At 60.9% G+C, this 16,533-nt stretch carries 16 protein-coding genes; 7 read left to right on the top strand and 9 right to left on the bottom strand.

Annotation, left to right across the window (positions count from 1 at the left end; all coding sequences use genetic code 11):
* Window positions 1-18: 18 nt before the first annotated feature.
* The gene (locus tag JJE47_12375; GenBank protein ID MBK5268220.1) at window positions 19-294 is read left to right on the top strand and encodes a hypothetical protein; all 276 of its coding nucleotides are present in this window, start codon (window positions 19-21) and stop codon (window positions 292-294) included.
* On the opposite strand, the gene JJE47_12370 is transcribed toward JJE47_12375, so the two are convergent.
* From JJE47_12370 to JJE47_12355, 4 genes are read right to left on the bottom strand one after another with little or no spacing between them, the layout of a single operon-like run.
* Window positions 280-1,086 (bottom strand): ABC transporter permease, encoded by an 807-nt coding sequence (locus JJE47_12370; GenBank protein MBK5268219.1) that lies wholly within the window; start codon window positions 1,084-1,086, stop codon window positions 280-282. The two genes, JJE47_12375 and JJE47_12370, sit on opposite strands and share 15 nt — an antisense overlap.
* Entirely contained in the window at window positions 1,083-1,850 is a 768-nt protein-coding gene (locus JJE47_12365; GenBank protein MBK5268218.1) for an ABC transporter permease, read from the bottom strand. The genes JJE47_12370 and JJE47_12365 overlap by 4 nt, the downstream gene beginning before the upstream one ends.
* A complete protein-coding gene (locus JJE47_12360; protein MBK5268217.1) occupies window positions 1,847-2,773 on the bottom strand; it encodes an ABC transporter ATP-binding protein in 927 nt (308 codons plus the stop codon). The genes JJE47_12365 and JJE47_12360 overlap by 4 nt, the downstream gene beginning before the upstream one ends.
* 44 nt (window positions 2,774-2,817) lie before the next feature.
* Window positions 2,818-3,741 (bottom strand): hypothetical protein, encoded by a 924-nt coding sequence (locus tag JJE47_12355; protein ID MBK5268216.1) that lies wholly within the window; start codon window positions 3,739-3,741, stop codon window positions 2,818-2,820.
* A 146-nt stretch (window positions 3,742-3,887) separates the two neighbouring features.
* On the opposite strand from JJE47_12355, the gene JJE47_12350 reads away from it, so the two are divergent.
* Window positions 3,888-4,886, top strand: a complete 999-nt coding sequence (locus tag JJE47_12350; GenBank protein ID MBK5268215.1) for an LLM class flavin-dependent oxidoreductase — start codon at window positions 3,888-3,890, stop codon at window positions 4,884-4,886.
* Here the strand turns inward: JJE47_12350 and JJE47_12345 are convergent.
* Both JJE47_12345 and JJE47_12340 read right to left on the bottom strand, forming a co-directional pair.
* On the bottom strand, window positions 4,883-6,637 hold the full coding sequence (locus JJE47_12345; protein ID MBK5268214.1) for an ABC transporter ATP-binding protein: 1,755 nt from the start codon (window positions 6,635-6,637) through the stop codon (window positions 4,883-4,885). The two genes, JJE47_12350 and JJE47_12345, sit on opposite strands and share 4 nt — an antisense overlap.
* Window positions 6,630-8,402, bottom strand: a complete 1,773-nt coding sequence (locus JJE47_12340; protein MBK5268213.1) for an ABC transporter ATP-binding protein — start codon at window positions 8,400-8,402, stop codon at window positions 6,630-6,632. Before JJE47_12340 ends, JJE47_12345 begins: the two co-directional genes overlap by 8 nt.
* Before the next feature lie 84 nt (window positions 8,403-8,486).
* Between JJE47_12340 and JJE47_12335 the strand changes: the two genes are divergently transcribed.
* Window positions 8,487-10,046: a 4-coumarate--CoA ligase family protein gene (locus JJE47_12335; protein ID MBK5268212.1), complete on the top strand. Its 1,560-nt coding sequence runs from the start codon at window positions 8,487-8,489 to the stop codon at window positions 10,044-10,046.
* Between the two features lie 39 nt (window positions 10,047-10,085).
* Here the strand turns inward: JJE47_12335 and JJE47_12330 are convergent, their stop codons facing one another.
* Window positions 10,086-11,567, bottom strand: coding sequence for a hypothetical protein (locus tag JJE47_12330; protein MBK5268211.1), 1,482 nt, complete (start codon window positions 11,565-11,567; stop codon window positions 10,086-10,088).
* Window positions 11,568-11,728: 161 nt separating this feature from the next.
* Window positions 11,729-12,913: a hypothetical protein gene (locus JJE47_12325; GenBank protein ID MBK5268210.1), complete on the bottom strand. Its 1,185-nt coding sequence runs from the start codon at window positions 12,911-12,913 to the stop codon at window positions 11,729-11,731.
* Between the two features lie 379 nt (window positions 12,914-13,292).
* Between JJE47_12325 and JJE47_12320 the strand changes: the two genes are divergently transcribed.
* The gene (locus JJE47_12320; protein MBK5268209.1) at window positions 13,293-13,655 is read left to right on the top strand and encodes a hypothetical protein; all 363 of its coding nucleotides are present in this window, start codon (window positions 13,293-13,295) and stop codon (window positions 13,653-13,655) included.
* A 116-nt stretch (window positions 13,656-13,771) separates the two neighbouring features.
* Window positions 13,772-13,891, top strand: coding sequence for a 2-oxo acid dehydrogenase subunit E2 (locus JJE47_12315; protein ID MBK5268208.1), 120 nt, complete (start codon window positions 13,772-13,774; stop codon window positions 13,889-13,891).
* Here the strand turns inward: JJE47_12315 and JJE47_12310 are convergent.
* Window positions 13,888-15,294 carry an NAD(P)/FAD-dependent oxidoreductase gene (locus tag JJE47_12310; GenBank protein ID MBK5268207.1) on the bottom strand — a complete coding sequence of 469 codons (1,407 nt, stop codon included), beginning with the start codon at window positions 15,292-15,294 and terminating at the stop codon, window positions 13,888-13,890. The genes JJE47_12315 and JJE47_12310 overlap by 4 nt on opposite strands.
* A 53-nt stretch (window positions 15,295-15,347) precedes the next feature.
* Here JJE47_12310 and JJE47_12305 point away from each other — a divergent pair, with 53 nt between their 5' ends.
* Window positions 15,348-16,133, top strand: coding sequence for a CDGSH iron-sulfur domain-containing protein (locus JJE47_12305; protein MBK5268206.1), 786 nt, complete (start codon window positions 15,348-15,350; stop codon window positions 16,131-16,133).
* Window positions 16,133-16,533, top strand: a 401-nt coding sequence (locus tag JJE47_12300; GenBank protein MBK5268205.1) for a hypothetical protein, incomplete at its 3' end; no start/stop codon positions are given. The genes JJE47_12305 and JJE47_12300, both read left to right, overlap by 1 nt.

The raw sequence follows: 16,533 nt of genomic DNA, 5'->3' as shown, positions 1-16,533 counted from the left end.
GGTTTCGGGGTGACGGCGTTGAGCGTCATCAATATCACCGTACGCCAGAAACTTACTCCTGACGAGTTGCGGGGAAGGGTGGCGAGCGCGGTCCGGATGGTGGCCTGGGGCTCGCAGCCGATCGGCGCACTTCTGGGAGGGATTCTGGCGAGTCAACTCGGATTGCGCGCCCCGTATTTCCTGGCGGCGGTCGGTTGGCTCATGATCTTGATCCTGCTCAATCCAACCTTCGAAGGTGAACTAGAGCCGATGACCTACGTCGGGCGCCACCGTCGGTCGCTACTTGAGGAGTAGTCCGTCGAGTCTCCGCCCGACCACGGCGGTTCCGGCCGCTCCCATGGCGACCAAAACTGCAATGTGGCCAAGAATGGTCCAATCGAACACGCCAAACGTGAGAGCTCTGATCAGTTCCGCGGAGTGATAGAGCGGAGAGAACCTCGTAATTGCCTGAATGGCCGGTGGATAAACCTCAAGCGGATAGAAAGTGGCGGAGAACAAGAACAGAGGCAGCGTCACGACGGTTACATAATCGAAGTCTTGCCACGAGCGCATGAACGTTGAGCAGGCCATGCCGACTGCTCCGAAGGCGAAGCCGATGAGCACTGCGGCTGGAACTGCCAGGACGCCCCACCACGATTCCACATAGCCGAGGCCGGCCATCACCACCATGAACGAGGCGGCATACAACGCCCCTCGCACCAGTGACCAACTGATCTCGCCGACGGCAATATCGGGCACGCCGATCGGCGTCGACAACATAGCGTCATAGGTCTTCTGGTACTTCATCTTGAAAAAGATGTTCATGGTCGACTCGAACACTGCCCCGTTCATTGCAGATGACGCGAGCAGGGCAGGGGCGACGAAGGCCGTATAGCTGACAATGACTCCGCCAGGCCCCTTGACCTCGCCGATGTAGCCGCCCAGGCCGATGCCGATCGAGAACAGATAGAAAAGTGGTTCGAAAATGCCTGAGAAGATGACCATCCAGCTCCGGCGGTAGACCATGAGGTTGCGTTCGAACACGTACTTTGATCGTTGGGCGGTCCGTAAGGGCAGGGGGACGACCCGCATGAGGAGCGTGGTCATACGACGAGTCGCTTCTCGAACTGGCGGACGGCCAGAACCGTGCCGACCGCGATGTACGCCACTAACACGGCGGCGTGGGTGGCCCGACTGAAGGTTGGATCGACTCCGAGAGCCAACGAACGAGCCAGTTCGACGCCATGCCAGAGGGGTGTCAGATACGCCACCGGTTCCATCCAGTCCGGTAGGCGGGATATTTCGAAAAAGGTCCCTGAGAATAAGAACAGCGGCATGATGCCGAATCGGAACAGGTTGGTCAGGCCGATACCGTCTTCAAGTTTGGCGGCGAACCATGTGACAAAGCCTGCGAACGCCAGTCCGGTTAGAACGGCGGGGATGATCGCCAAGAGGCCACCGGTCAATGTCATGGCGCCAAGGGCGGTTGCGACGAGGACGAAGATGGCCGAAACGAGGGCGACTCTGGTCGCAACCCAGGCGAGATGTCCGATGACCAGATCGCGAGTGGACAGTGGTGTGGCCAACGCGGCCAGGTAGTACCTTTGCCATTTGATACCGGCCAGGACCGGCCACGATGAATCCCCCGCCCCGGCCTGCATGGCGGTGGCTGCCAGTAGGCCAGGAGCGAGGAACTCGAGATAGGACACGCCGGCGATCCCGCCGGTTTGTTTATCGACCAGGTTGCCGAGGAATATGCCCATGGCGACCAGATACAGCAGGGGATTGACGAACGAAGAGAATACGCTGCCCCGCCAAACACCCCGGTATACCCGCGCCGACCGCTCGTACATGCGCAAGGTGCTGTTCATTCCACCAGACTCCGTCCGGTCAGCTTCAAGAACACATCCTCCAACGATGAGCGCCGACTCACTTGAGCCACGGGCCGTATACCCCTGGCGTGTGCCTCAGATGAGGTGGCATCGGCGTCCGGCGTGTAGAGCAAGACGCGGTCAGGCAGGATTTCGATGCGCTCGGCAAGCCCGCTCAACCGTGCGATGTTCTCGTCCTGGGTGCCCGGGGGGAAGCGCATTTCGAGGACCTCCCGCGTTGAGTGTTGGACGATGAGGCCCGATGGCGTGCCCTCGGCCACGATGCGGGCCTGGTCCATAACGACCAATCGATCGCAAAGTTGCTCGGCCTCATCCATGTAGTGGGTGGTCACGATGAGCGTCACGCCATCCTGTTTGAGCCGGTACAGACGATCCCACAGCACGTGGCGGGCCTGGGGGTCGAGTCCGGTAGTCGGTTCGTCGAGAATCAGCAGTTCCGGTTGATTGATGAGCGAGCGGGCGATCGTGAGACGACGTTTCATGCCCCCCGAGAGCTTGTCGACCTTCTCGTCGCGCTTGCCGTTCAGTTGGACAAAATCGAGCAACTCCTCGATTCGAGGCCGGATTACGGCGCGGGAAAGACCGAAGTAGCGGCCATAGATCATGAGATTCTCGGCGACGGTCAGCTCAATGTCGAGGCTGTCTTCCTGGGGTACGACCCCGAGGCGCGAGCGCAGCTGCGGCCCCTGGGTTGCCGGGTCGAGTCCCAAGACCGACAGGGAACCCGAGGTGATGGGGGAGACGGATCCGATCATTCGCATCGTCGAGGACTTCCCGGCCCCATTGGGACCGAGGAAGCCGAATGCCTCGCCCTGTTTGACTTCGAAGTCGATGGCGTCGACCGCGGTGAAGTCACCGAACCGTTTCGTGAGATCGTGGGCGATAACCAGGGCATCAGACATGGACCAACCAGCCTATCCGTTTTTTGGGTCCGTCCGGTTGTGTTCTAGTCAGGTGGCCAGATCGGTCGGAGTGACTTGGCAAACGAAACTTTGGCCGTGTGGTCAACCATCCAACCGTATCGCCCTGAGCGCTGTAACAGCAATGATCGGGTCATTTTCGGATCGGCGGTGCGGTGTTTTACGACCGTGAGTTTGAGTGTCGAAGTTTCCGTATCGGTCCAGGCATCCTCATCCGGTGCCAGAGCTAGCACGACGTCTGAGTAGTGCGCTAGGTCTTCAGGGACTTCATGTATCGCCCTTGGTAGCTGAGGCAGCACCTCGGTCAGGCGAGCCGCGAATACGAGGGCGAATTTCATCTCGTGGGCTGCGTCGCGCAATGCCAGGATTCGATCCCGTCCGGGCTGGCCACCGTCGAGAGTCCCGGCCACGAACTCTTCGTATCCGTCGATAATCACGAGTGGAGCAGCAAAATCGTTGGTCATGTTTACGGCGGCCACCGCCTCAACAATTGCCGACGGTTCGCGGGTTGTGATCGGGTACAGGGCCAGGCGGGCAACCTGGTCCATCGCCGCTCGAACCCGGATCATCTGCTTTTCGTTCAGGTGCCCGGCCCGGAGCCGCAACTCGTCGACATTCGCTCGGACGGCCACAAACCGCTCGACCAATTGGCTCGCAGGCCGTTGACAAGATACATAGATGACGGGATGACCGGCCCGCAACGCCGAGTTGGTAATGGCCAACAGCAGGCTGCTAGTCCCGGACCCGACTGCCCCGACCACCGAGACCAGGTCTCCCGCGAACAAGCCGCCGAGCCGGGTATCCCAGGCATCAAACCCGGTCGGGATGGCGGTGGCGGCATCCTTGCGCCATTCCAACTCGTCACCGAGCGCCTCGACGAGGCCTTTCATCGGTTGGTTTGTCGTAATTGTTGCCCACTCGGCTGTTGTCAACCCCTTGCCTGTTTCCATGTCCGTCCCCTTGCCGCTGAATCTTCCAAGGTAACCGATGGTCGAACAAACGTTCGTCTTCGAACAGGGATTATTTTCGCGAGTTTCCATTGGCTGGAGCTGGCGTCCGAGCAGCGCGGTGACCTACGCATAACTAGCCTGAGCGTATGCGCTTCGGATATGGACTCATTACGTGTCAACGACATCCGGACGATGCTCGGTCAGATGTGGATCTGTATCGGGAGGCGCTCGAACTGGCGGAAGAGGCCGAGGCGTGGGGGTTTGACTCGGTTTGGACCAGTGAGCACCACTTTCAGGATGACGCCTACATGCCATCGGTTCTTCCGCTGTCGGCGGCCATCGCGGCGAGGACAACCCGGATTCACATCGGAGTCGGAGTCGCCCTGGCCCCGTTCTACGATCCGATCCGGTTGGCTGAAGATGCAGCGACCGTTGACCTCATATCTGAGGGTCGCTTCATTCTCGGTCTCGGACTCGGGTGGTTGGATTGGGAGTTCGAAGCCTTCGGGCAGTCCCGCAGAGACCGGGTACCTCGCACCGAGAGTCTGATTTCCGTGTGTCGGCAAGCCTGGGGCCACGGCTTGCTGGAACAGACCGGCGTCCAGGTCACCCCCAAGCCGGCCCAGGCTGGAGGTCCTCCGATTTGGATTGGTGCCACCGCCGAACCAGCCGTCAGGAGGGCCGGAAAGCTCGCAGACGGGTTCATGGCTTCCGAGCCAACCCCGACAGCCTTTGCGGAACAGGTCGGCTGGGTCAATAAGGAGCGTTCGGTTTCGGAGTCGTCTCCGTTTGAGATGTCGGGCTACTGGCCGGTGTTCGTATCCGAGGACGACCATGCCTGGGAAAGAGTGCGGCCGTATCTCCACTATATGGAGTGGAAGTACCAGGACTCCGAGCAGAGCCGGGGTCGGTTGGGTCCGCTGCCCCATGCGCCGGCACTCGATCCGGAAACCGAAGTGGCCCTGCGATCGGCATCGGTCTTCGGAACGCCCGAGCAGGTAGTTGGTCAAATACGTGGATTGGCGGACATTGCCGGTAACGACTTCACGTTCGTCGGGCGGTTTTACTACCCGGGTATGGACCGGGACGTCATGCGTGAATCCGCCCGGCTATTCGCAGAGGAAGTGATCCCCGCCTGTCGCTAGCGGGTGGCGACGGCCCAGTCGGCGTGGAGAGCGGCATAGACGCCGCCCAACCTGACGAGTTCCGCATGCGTACCGTCTTCGACGATATGGCCGCCATCGAATACGAGTACCCGATCGGCGGCTTCGGCGGTGGACAGTCGGTGAGCCACAGTGATCGACGTGCGGCCTTGGGCCAGGCGTTCTATGGCGTCGCGCAGCTTGAGCTCAAGCGCCGGGTCAACCGCCGACGTCGCTTCGTCAAGGATGAGCAGGTCCGGATTGGCGACCCAGGCCCTGGTCAGGGCGACAAGTTGCCGTTCGCCGGCCGACAGGTTCTGTCCTCGCACTCCGGCCACGGTGGACAGGCCGTCTGGCAACCCGTCCACCCAGTCGCCCAGATTCAGATCGGCAATCGCCTGGTGAACTTCCGTATCAGTCGCCTTGGATCGACCGTAGCGAATGTTTTCGAGCAGCGAAGTATTGAACAGGAACCCTTGCTGGGGAACGTAGGAAACCCGGGTCCGCAGATCTGCGAATGCCACGCTTCGAACGTCGATCCCTCCAACGGTTATGACCCCGCCGGTGGGGTCGATGAGTCGAGCGACCAGCTTCGCAAACGTTGTTTTGCCTGAACCGGTTTGTCCCACGACGGCTACGCGCTCGCCTGGAGCGATAGTCAGGTTCAGGTTCTGGATGATGGGCGGTCCCGTCGGGTACTGGAAAGTCGTATCGACGGCTTCAACGGCCAGATAGCCGGCTGGCAAGGGTTGCGGGTGGGCGGCGTCGGGTAAGTCGACTGGCTCATCAATTACGGCCAGGACTTTACGGAGCCCCGCGCCGGCCGCCTGGGCGCTGTCAGACGCCTCGACGATCATCTGGACCGGCTCGGTCAAGAGATTGACCAGGAACAGGAACGCCAGAAGCGTTCCCGTCGTCAGTTGACCCCGATCTCCGAAGACGACTCCGAATCCGATCACGGCGGCAGTGATGAGTCCGGCGAAGATCTCTGCCGACGAGAACAAGAACGCGCCGAATCGAGCGGTACGAAAGCCTGCATCGAACTGGCGATCGAGCGCCTGGTCAACCCGGGCCAGGGTCTCGGGTTCAGCCCCATGGGCACGGATGATGGGTAATCCGGTTATCGATTCTGACACAGCTGACATCGAGTCCGACACGGTTGCCCGGTAGGCGCTGTGGGCCTTCTTCAGCAGCCGCTGGAACCACAGCAGCAGAATGCCGTACACGACCACCCCGGCAATGACGATGAGGGCGAGCCTGACGTCGTAGAACAACATCGTGGCCATGGCAAGAATCAGCTGGGTGGTCCCGATGAGCATGCCGATCCCGGCCCATTCCATAAACTGTTCCAGGGCGGCGACGTCCGATGTCACTCGGGCAACCATGGCCCCGCGACGATTCGTCTCGGTATGGAGCGCCGATAGTTGATGCAAATGGGCGAAGGCTTCATTCCTTAGTTCGGCCAGACCGGCAGGAACGAAACGGGCGATTCGCATGAGCGATCCCCAGCGAGCCAGGGAAGCCAGCAATATGGCGCCCACGGCAATCAATCCCGATCGGAGAACGGCCGATGTGTCGATCCTGTCGACCCCGACGAGTTGCGTGTCGACGATCTTCTGAAGCGTTATCGGCACCACCAGGGACATGGCGGTGCCCGTACCCGCTAGGAGCAAAGTCACGATGAGACCTTTGCGGAGGGTGGGGGCTATCTGGAAGCCGCGTCGGAGCGCCTGAACGACGGAGGTGTCAGACATCGGCGTAGGCCGTCAGAATCTCGGAGTAGACCGGTTGCGAGGCGAGCAGTTCTTCGTGTGTCCCGGTGGCGGCGATCCGTCCCTCGTGAATGAGGACGACCCGATCGGCCAAAGCAATCGAAGCCTGGCGATAGGCGACGATGACCACCGTGGAGGGGAGTTCGGCATCTCGAAGGCCGGTCAGGATGGCTGTCTCGACGCTTGGATCGATGGCGGATGTGGCGTCGTCCAGAATAAGCAGCCGCGGTTTGCGAATAATGGATCGTGCCAGGGCAATTCGTTGGGCCTGCCCGCCGGACAATGTGGCACCTTGCTCGCCGACGATTGTGTCGAAACCATCTGGCAGTTCCTCGATGAACGCGGTGGCTTGAGCCAGGTCGGCAGCCGCCCGGACGTCGTCCTCGGAGAACTCCTGTCCCAGGGTGATGTTTTCACGGACCGATAGATTGAAGAGGAAGGCTTCTTGGGGAACGATCGTCACCTCAGCGGCAACTCCCCGTTCGGCGAAGTCTCGAAGGTCGCGTCCGTCGAGGTGGATCGCCCCCATGGAGGGATCCCACAATCGGGCCAACAACGAAACCATCGTGGACTTGCCCGATGCCGTTGGCCCCACGATGGCGACCGTCTCGCCGGGTTTGATGTCGAAGGTGAGACCTGAGAGAACCGCAGTTCCCCCTGGATACGAGAAGGTGACTGCATCCCCCTCCACCGACGTTCCGGTTGGCTGCTCGGACGGTCGCGTCTCGCCGTGCTGGATGATGTCATCGGCCTCGACGATGCGGGCAATTCGGCGCCAACTGGCCAGAGCGAAGGTGGTTTCCCAGGTCACGAAGCCGATCAGGCGGATTGGGAACGACAGGAGCGACATGAGGTAGAGGGCCGTGACCACGTCGCCTGGCGTGATGGCACCGGCCTGGATCCGGAATCCGCCGACGACAATGACGGCCACCAGACCGATGGCGGGAATGATCTCCGAGAAGGTCCTGAACGTCTCGGCCCGCGTCGATACCCACGTCCGCTGGTCGCGTAGCGCGTTGGAGACTTTGGTGAACCGTTCGACCTCAAGTTCCTCTGCACCAATCGCCTTGACTGTCAGCGCGCCGTCGAAGCTCTCATGGGCCACAGCCGAAACGTCGCCGACCATTCGTTGGAGCTTCTCGAATCCGCCAAAGATGAACCATGCAGAACCGACATCGGCTGTTACGACAAGGCCAAAACTGACCATGGCGACCAAACCCAGCCAGACATCGATACTCGTCACGAGGACGAGTGATCCAACGAGTAACAGGCTCACGCCAGTGGCGTATGGCAATGGCCCGAGGACGAACGTCGCCTGGCCGGCGTCGTTGTCGGTTATGGCGAGGAGATCACCGGTGTCCTCGCCGTGATGCCAGGGCATGGATAGTCGGTATTGATGGTGGATCAACCGCGAGACAAAATCCATTTGCGAACGGATCTGGAGCCAGGACGCACCGACCCGCCTGATGATGATCCCCACCGCCTTGTACAGAGCGATGCTTGCCACGAGAAGCACTGCGGGTCGTAGTCGGTCAGCGTACGGTTCTCCACCATCGAGGACCGGGATGATTACGGTGTCGGTGATATCGCCAATGACCACGGCGGCAATCGCGATAGCCGACACGAACATGGTCGATCCGAATACGGCGACACTGAAGGCGATCGGGTGCCCGCGAATCAGGCGCCCCACATGGGCCCCTCCCTGCCGGAGCACCGTCCCCATCGATTCAGTCGTCACGCTCCGCACGACGAAAGATGGTAACTGGCCCGGAGCCTTGACGATTCATCATTTTCGGAACCGGAACACACCCTCAGCTGGTATGTTCGAAGCATGATTCACACGAGCCCTTTTCCTGATGTTGAACTACCGGACATGCCACTTACCTCGTACGTCCTACGCAATTCGTTGGCCGATCCTGACCGACCGGCTCTGATCGACGGTCCGACCGGTCGGACTATCACCCATGGCCAGTTGGTTGGCGGGGTGGCCAGAGTCGCTGGTGGGTTGGCGGCCCGCGGGTTTGGCAAAGGCCAGGTTCTAGCCATCCTCGCTCCCAACATCCCGGAATATGCACTCGCCTTTCACGGGGCGGCGACCACGGGGGGCACGGTCACCACAATCAACCCGACCTACACGGTCGATGAGGTGGCCCATCAGCTGACGGATTCGGGCGCCAGGTTCATTGTGACGATTCCAATGTTCCTTGAGATTGCTCAGACGGCCGCCGTTTCGGCCGGCGGGATTGACGAGATTTTTGTGTTTGGAGAGGCACAGGGGGCGTCACCATTTACCGATCTGATGGGCGAACCATACGTCGGCCACGCTCAGGTCGATATGGATGATGTCGTCGTCATGCCGTATTCGTCGGGGACCACGGGTCTGTCAAAGGGAGTCATGCTTACCCATCGGAACTTGGTGGGGAACCTTGCCCAGTCCGAACCCGTCATCAGTATCACGCCAGACGATATTGGAATAGCTGTCCTTCCTTTCTTCCACATTTATGGCATGCAGGTCCTCATGAACGGAGCGATCGCCAACGGCTCGACCATCGTGACGATGCCTCGCTTCGACCTTCAGCAGTTTCTGGAGATCTGCCAGGATCAGAAAGTCACCCGTTACTACCTTGTTCCACCGATCGTGCTGGCGCTTGCCAAGCATCCGATGGTCGACGACTACGACCTGTCGGATGCCCGTCAGGTGTTTTCTGGCGCAGCTCCGCTGAGCGCCGAGGTGGCTGCTGAGGCATCGGCCAGGATGGGGTGTGAAGTCGTACAGGGCTATGGACTGACTGAGACGTCACCGATCACTCATGCGACCCCGCCAGGAGGTTTCAAACCAGGCTCCATCGGAGTCTTGTTGCCAAACACCCAATGTCGGATAGTCGATCCAGAGACCGGTGAGGATCTAGACCTCGATGTTGACGGCGAGTTATGGATCCGCGGTCCGCAGGTGATGAAGGGGTACCTCAACAATCCCGAGGCCACAGCCAACACCATCGATGCGGATGGTTATTTACACACCGGAGACATCGGCCATGTTGATGCAGACGGACACTATTACATCGTCGATCGCCTCAAAGAGCTCATCAAATACAAGGGCTTTCAGGTACCGCCCGCCGAACTCGAAGGGCTGCTGCTGACCCATCCGGCGATCGCTGACGCGGCGGTCATCCCGATCCCCGATATTGAAGCCGGTGAACTCCCCAAGGCATACGTCCAGCTCAAGCCAGGGCAGGTGTTGACGGCCGAGGAGGTCATGGAGTTTGTGGCGGGGAAGGTGGCGAACTACAAACAGATTCGCCGGGTCGAGTTCACCGACTCCATTCCCAAGTCGGCGTCAGGCAAAATTCTACGCCGACTGCTCCGTGATAAGGAGCGGGATCAGTCCTAGGACCGTTCAGCTCCAGAGGTGTGGTGGGGTAACCGCGGATCATCCAACGGTGACGGCGGTGACCGTGTCGTTGGTGATGGTGAGGTTCACCCGGGAGGTGCTGTAATCCTCCGTGACCGCGGATTGCTCGCCATCGCGCTCCACCACTCGCACGATCCAACCGCGATCGGACGCCGTGGCTATGGCATCGCCTTCGGTGAGGCCGATGAGCGTGGCGGCTTCGGAGTCGGAGATCACCACGGTGGCGTCGCCGACGTTGGACGGGGGTGCCGCCGGTTCGTCGACTGTTGGATCGACGAGGACATCATCCATGATCAAATACTCATCGGTCACGGCAGGCACGGTATACCGACCACCGTCGGCGTCGAGGAACGTGAACGCCGGCAGCAGCCAGACACTGCCATCCGAACCCCAGGCCAACCACAACTCCTGGCGCACGTCCGTGAGGGTTATCTGAATGTGCTCTGGTTCTTCGGATGGCTGGTCGCAGGTGGCCGGATCCTCGCACAACACGTCGGGCGCACCCATACTGACGGACTGTTCGGACATGGGTCTGATACCGCCATAGGAGCCGTCCTTCAGACGGACTAGAGCTGTGGCGAGATCGATCAAAGGATAAGGCCCCACCTTCACGGGCTGAGCGAGCACCCCTCCCGCGTTTTCGAGTCGGCCGTTGGTGCCGAAACCGAAATACCAGCCGACGGGCGAGGTGGTGGCATCGAGACGCTGGAGGGCCGACACCGAGGCGAACCACTGGTCCGCCTGGACCTGAAGTTCGAACTGACCGGGGTCGGCGCCCATCTGGCGGAGGAGGTCGGTGGCGCCGGATCGGGCCTGGTCGGAGGTCAGGATTCCGCCGGGGGGCTGAGGTGTCTCGACAACGCATGGGTCAGCCGGAGTCGTAGCAGTCCCGGTCGATGAGCCGTTGGAGGGGTCGGTGCCGCCACCTTGATCGGCCGGAGCGACCTCGTCTGGATTGACACACCCTCCGCTGGTGGATGAAATCATCCCGTACGGAGTGCTAAGCCACGTGCTGAGCTGGGCGTCGGGAGCAACATACAACCCGGGCGCAGAACCATCCTGCGGTCCGACGATCCACCCGCCACCCTGTTCGGTGGGACGTTCGACCGGATTACCGTTGACTCCGAGGGCCTTGGCGATTTGGGCGACGCGTCCGGGGTCGATCGTGGGATTCGGCAGGTACTGCCAACCATTGGCCTGGGCGGGCAGGGCCGGGAGGTCGCTGCCAACGGTGTAGTCATATACCACCCATGGAGCGATCATGTCATTCGGGTTCGCAGGCTCGTTGGAAACCGATCCTTGAGATGGGGCAACCAGGGGCGTGCCGGCGGCTATTTCGCCTGAGCCGACTGTCCTGGAGACATGAATTGGAGTTGGAGCGAGCGGATTGGCGTCCGGGCTGCCGCCCGAGCTCGCATCGCTGCCGCAGGCGGCCAGCGCCAGGCCCAAAGCCACGAACGCCGAGATGATGCGTCGTTCAAGTAACCAGTTTGAGAGCATGTGCGTTAGACGTTCATACAAAACGCGATAGTTCCCGGGTTCTTAGGGTCACGTGGTCCATCGATCAGGCAGATGGGAGCAGACCCAGCCCGGTCCGAATCGGTCGCCAGAGTGCGGCTATGAGATGGACCGGATCTGCCAATCGGGCGTGCTGACGGTTCCTAGGCATTGGCGACCGGCACCATCGACAGCTGCGGGTCGTAGGCCGGGATGTAGACCTCTTCCAGGCCGAGTTCTTTGCGGACGATGTTTGTGCCACGGACCAGGGAGACCATCTTGTAGAAGGCCTGGATACGACTCATGGCCTGGCGGCCGAAGCCGCAGTCTGACGTCAAGATCAGGCGTTCCGGCTCGATGTGCTTCAGGCAGGTGCGGATCATGTCGGCCACCTCCTCGGGCCGCTCCACCTGCAGGGTGCGATGGTTGAGGATGCCAACCGCGATCTTCTTGTCCTTCGAGATTATGCGTCCGTAGAGCGGCACTTCCGCGCAGTTGTTCGAGGCTCCCTCCATGCATAGGACATCGATGTCGAGCTGGTCGTAATAGGGGAGCGAGCGTTCGTAGGTGGCGTCGGCATGGAGCACCCGTTGACCGGCCGGACTACCCCAGCACGCATGCGCCCACACCTCGGTTCGCTGGCGCAGGCCCTTTACCTCGCGGTTGAAGGCCTCCACCCAGACTTCCGGCGTAAACGGTGCGTTCGGGTCGTGAATGGTCTGGTGGACCTCTGGCTCCTCGATCTGGATGAGCGGCGCGCCGGCATCCGCCATGGCGTGGTACTCCTTGTTGGCCGCATCCGACAGGGCGAAGAGCAGTTCGGCGCGATCCTGGTAGTGGTCGTTTTTGACCATCATTGTGAGGATTTGCGCCGAGGCCGAGCCGATCTTGCACGGTTTGTCGGTCATACCGGCCATCGCCTTATAGGCACGGTCGAGCTCAAGTCGCGAGGCTCCGATCGGACCGGTGACGTGTGGCGTCAAACGGGTCTCAATCACCTCCCACATGATGTCGCCCGGCCCCCGGTCTGCAGACAGAAACCCTGCCGGCTGGACTTCAAGCTGGCCGGGCCCGACGCCGTCGAGGCGCTCCAAGGGATAGGCCACCCACGATCGACCTGCCCAGTCGTCGTCGAGTCGGCAGTCACCGTCGACCAGGATGTCGATACCGGCTTTGTGCTGCATTGCGATGTTGGCGGCGAGGCAGTCCAGATGCTGCTCGCGGTAGGCATGTTGTGAAAACCCGACCGACAAGGGTTGCCCGCGCAAGTTTTCGGTGTACCACGACGGCCGCGGTAGCGCGCCCGTTGTGGTGGTTTGCAGGGCCTTGTCCTTGGTGGCGACGAACATGGGGTCAGTTCCTCCGGGCTTCGGGGTCTGGTCAACAGTCTATGGGTGGCTCGCCGGATGACCGGGTTGATCGACACGGTTTCGGATCGGTCGAACTTCAATGGATTTGCGTCGTCGTCGACCAGAATGCACGGATGAGTGCGTTGCCGGGAAGCGTTGGGTCAACCGAAGTGAAGGCCGGGCGGTGATGAGCGAGATGAGTCGGCCCCGACGGGCTGAAGTGAGACCATTTCCGAAGAGTCGACGGGTCGTGACCCAGTCGTTGCGCGCCGGCAAACGGATAGCACCGGTCCATGGTCTGATCAGCCTTGACGTCACCGAGGCCCGGATTCGCCCTGAGGACCGTCAACAATAGTTCGCGGCGTTTCTGGTCGCGTCGGTGGGCCGAGCGGCTGCCGCCCACCCCGAGGTGCACGCTTACCGCAACTGGCGCGGTCAACTGGTCCTTCATCACCACGTAGATATTGCCGTTCTCGTGGAAGTCATCACCCCTGAAGGGCCCTTTCCGCTGGCCCATCTGGTCCACGATGCCGATGCTCGGGACGTGACTGACATCAGCAACGAGATCCGGCAGGTCAAAGCCTCTCCGACAAGCAGTCGCAGCGGACAGTTGCTGGCGCGGGTAGCACCGGTGGCCGTCACGGTCCCCGGTGCCATCCCCTTGTTCCATCGGTTGATGGCCCGTTCGGTTCGGATGCGCAGGATGGTGGGGACCGTAGCGGGCATGTTTGCCGGCGGGTGAGGCTTTGGTATCGGGTTCCCGACGGTACTTTCGTTGAGTGTCCTCGTGGCGGATTGAGCAAGCGCCCCTTGGTCATCGGTGACGCCATAGAGATACGCGAGTGACTCGACCTGACGGTGACGGTCGACCACAACGTCGTTGACGGAGCCCCGGCGGCCCGTTTCGTCGCCGACCTGCGCCGACTGATCGAAACTGCAGACGTCCTTAAGCACGGTCCGAGCGAGCAGAGCGTCTAGTTGTCGGTCCGCATGCCGATTGATTTGAGGGCGGCCGCGGCGGAGTTCCATCCGGCCATGCCATGAACACCGCCCCCTGGGGCGGTCGAGGCACCGCACAGGAACACGCCATCGAGGGGCGTTGAGTACGGGTTCGGCGACAACTTCGGACGACCGAAGACCTGGCGAAGGGTGAAGGCGCCGGCGCCAATGTCTCCGCCAACATAGTTGTCGTTGTACGAGGCATACCAGGACGGTGGCTTGACGTGCTTGGCGAGAATCAGGTCCCGGAATCCCGGAGCGAACCGTTCGATCTGTGACTCGATGTCGTCAACCATGTCGACGTCGGACCCGTTCGGAACATGGCAGTAGCCCCAGGCGACGTGTTTGCCTTCAGGGGCTCTGCTGGGGTCGATGTTCGTTGGCTGGGCGATCAGAACATACGGTTTCGCAGGGTGCAGGCCGCGGTGAACGGCCTGCTCGGCGGCGGCGATCTCTTCATATGTGCCACCGACGTGGACGGTCGCCGCCGATCCAACCGCTGGATTTGTCCACGGAATCGGTCCGTTCAGGGCCCAGTCGATCTTGAACACGCCGGGCCCGAACGCCCATCGGGGGGTAGGGCGATCGAATATCGACGATAGGGCGATTGGTGTCGAAGACAGGAGCTTCAGTCGAGCGGGTGGTAGATCGGTCGCGTGGGTGACATGCCGTCCGGTTTCAACGGTCCCGCCCAGAGACTCGAAGCAGCTGACCATCGCTTTGGTGATGGAGTGAGCGCCTCCTCGCGGGATCGGCCAACGATACGCATGAGCCGACATCAGAAGTGCCAGCCCCACCGATACGGACGCCGCGGATGAGAACGGGCGCACCGAATGACCGGAAACGCCCGCAATAAGCGCCTTGGTGTTCCGGTCGACAATTTGATCTGTGAAACGATCAACTGATTGAAGCGCTGGAAGCCCAAATTTTGCCATTGTGATCGGATGGTTTGGGACCCGGATCATCGGGCCCATTACGAAGTTCAAGATATCGTCGGCGTCTTGGACCCATCGGCTGAGTTGCTTCTTGTAGCGCTTGGCGTCCGCTCCCAGTCCGGAACTCGTGCGTTCGATGTCTTGAAAGACCAAGGCAGCGTCGCCGCCATCGAGCGGGTGCGCCACCTCGACCTCGGAGTAGAGCCATGCAAGGCCATGTTCTTCAAGCGGCATCGATCGAAACGCTGCCGAATGTTCGGCGAACGGCATCACGGCCGAGCACACATCATGGAGGAATCCAGGTTCGGTGAGCTCGGCTGTTCTGGTTCCGCCGCCGATCTCATCGTTTGATTCAATCACCAGAACGGAGAGATCTGCCTGGGCCAATCGGATAGCTGCCGCTAAACCGTTGGGGCCGGACCCCACCACGACGGCGTCATACGTCATTGGCCCGCGTCTGGCTGCACGCACGGGAAGCCCATCATTGTTGAGCGGCTGACATGCGTGTCGTACATGGGCTCAACAAGATCCCAGAAGAGCTCCATCTTGGATTCGGCCGACATGGCGACAGCCTACCGGCGTATGCTGTGATTCAGGGACGAGAACAGACACTTACGAGAAGGTTTTGGCGGGTAGGTATGAAGATCGAAGTGACAGAACACGGCCCCTACGAAGTGTCCGGAGGGGTTCCCCTGCGGCCGAAACGTGAGGTTGAATCCGAATTTGGTGAACCGCTTACCTGGCAAACCGGGCCGGCCATCGAGACCGAGGCTACTTACCGGTTGTGCCGATGTGGCAAGTCGGACAACAAGCCTTTTTGTGACGGTTCCCATACCTTTGAGCATTTTGACGGCACCGAACGAGCCCCGGCGGAGCGGCCGGCGGACGGTATCAAGCGTTATGAGGGGACCGGCATGGTGGTAGTCCGGGATGGCAAGCTCTGCGAGCACGCCGGCTTCTGCGGTAACCAGATCACCGACTGGTTCAAGATGCTGGCCGAGACCGAGGACACGATTGTGCGGGGTCACTTGATGGCGATGCTTGAGAAGTGTCCTTCGGGAGCGCTGTCCTACGAGATAGATGGCGAGCAGATCGAACCGCCTCTTGCAAAGGAGATCGGTCCGGTCACCGACGGCCCGCTATTTGTGTCAGGGGGGATTCCGATCGTGATGACCAACGGTGAGCAGATGACCATTCGGAACCGGGTCACGCTGTGCCGATGTGGGGCGTCGAAGAACAAACCCCTTTGCGATGGCACCCACGGTGAGATCGGGTTCGAAGCCTGATGCCGCTCGATACTGTCGAACACCTTCACGAACATCTTCGCCTGGCGGGCATTGTTGAACTAACGACGATTCCGACCTATCTATACGCCATGTACTCGCTCGACGACCTGGCGTCGGATGCAGCCAAGCTCATTCGTAGCGTGGCCGTTGAAGAGATGCTTCATCTGGCCCTGGTCGGCAATCTGCTTCTCGGAACCGGTGGAGAACCAAAGTTCTACGCGCCTGAAAGTATCCCGAGCTATCCGCTGGCCTTGCCGCATCATGTTCCCGAAACCATTGTGAGCCTGGAGCCATGTTCGCGTGGGGTAATCCGCGACCTCTTTATGGTGATCGAGCAGCCCGCTGAACTCGGAGCCCCGGCCGAAGCCGATGAGTACGAAACCCTGGGTCAGTTCTACTC

Source organism: Acidimicrobiia bacterium, assembly GCA_016650365.1.
In the GTDB taxonomy this organism is placed as follows: domain Bacteria; phylum Actinomycetota; class Acidimicrobiia; order Spongiisociales; family JAENVV01; genus JAENVV01.
This window is presented reverse-complemented; position numbering and strand designations above follow the sequence as displayed.

Coding starts and splice junctions, on each gene's coding strand:
- JJE47_12335 (MBK5268212.1), top strand. CDS start 8,487: ATGATTCACACGAGCCCTTTTCCTGATGTTGAACTACCGGACATGCCA.
- JJE47_12355 (MBK5268216.1), bottom strand. CDS start 3,741: ATGGAAACAGGCAAGGGGTTGACAACAGCCGAGTGGGCAACAATTACG.
- JJE47_12310 (MBK5268207.1), bottom strand. CDS start 15,294: ATGACGTATGACGCCGTCGTGGTGGGGTCCGGCCCCAACGGTTTAGCG.
- JJE47_12345 (MBK5268214.1), bottom strand. CDS start 6,637: ATGTCTGACACCTCCGTCGTTCAGGCGCTCCGACGCGGCTTCCAGATA.
- JJE47_12305 (MBK5268206.1), top strand. CDS start 15,348: ATGCGTGTCGTACATGGGCTCAACAAGATCCCAGAAGAGCTCCATCTT.
- JJE47_12325 (MBK5268210.1), bottom strand. CDS start 12,913: ATGTTCGTCGCCACCAAGGACAAGGCCCTGCAAACCACCACAACGGGC.
- JJE47_12350 (MBK5268215.1), top strand. CDS start 3,888: ATGCGCTTCGGATATGGACTCATTACGTGTCAACGACATCCGGACGAT.
- JJE47_12360 (MBK5268217.1), bottom strand. CDS start 2,773: ATGTCTGATGCCCTGGTTATCGCCCACGATCTCACGAAACGGTTCGGT.
- JJE47_12370 (MBK5268219.1), bottom strand. CDS start 1,086: ATGACCACGCTCCTCATGCGGGTCGTCCCCCTGCCCTTACGGACCGCC.
- JJE47_12365 (MBK5268218.1), bottom strand. CDS start 1,850: ATGAACAGCACCTTGCGCATGTACGAGCGGTCGGCGCGGGTATACCGG.
- JJE47_12330 (MBK5268211.1), bottom strand. CDS start 11,567: ATGCTCTCAAACTGGTTACTTGAACGACGCATCATCTCGGCGTTCGTG.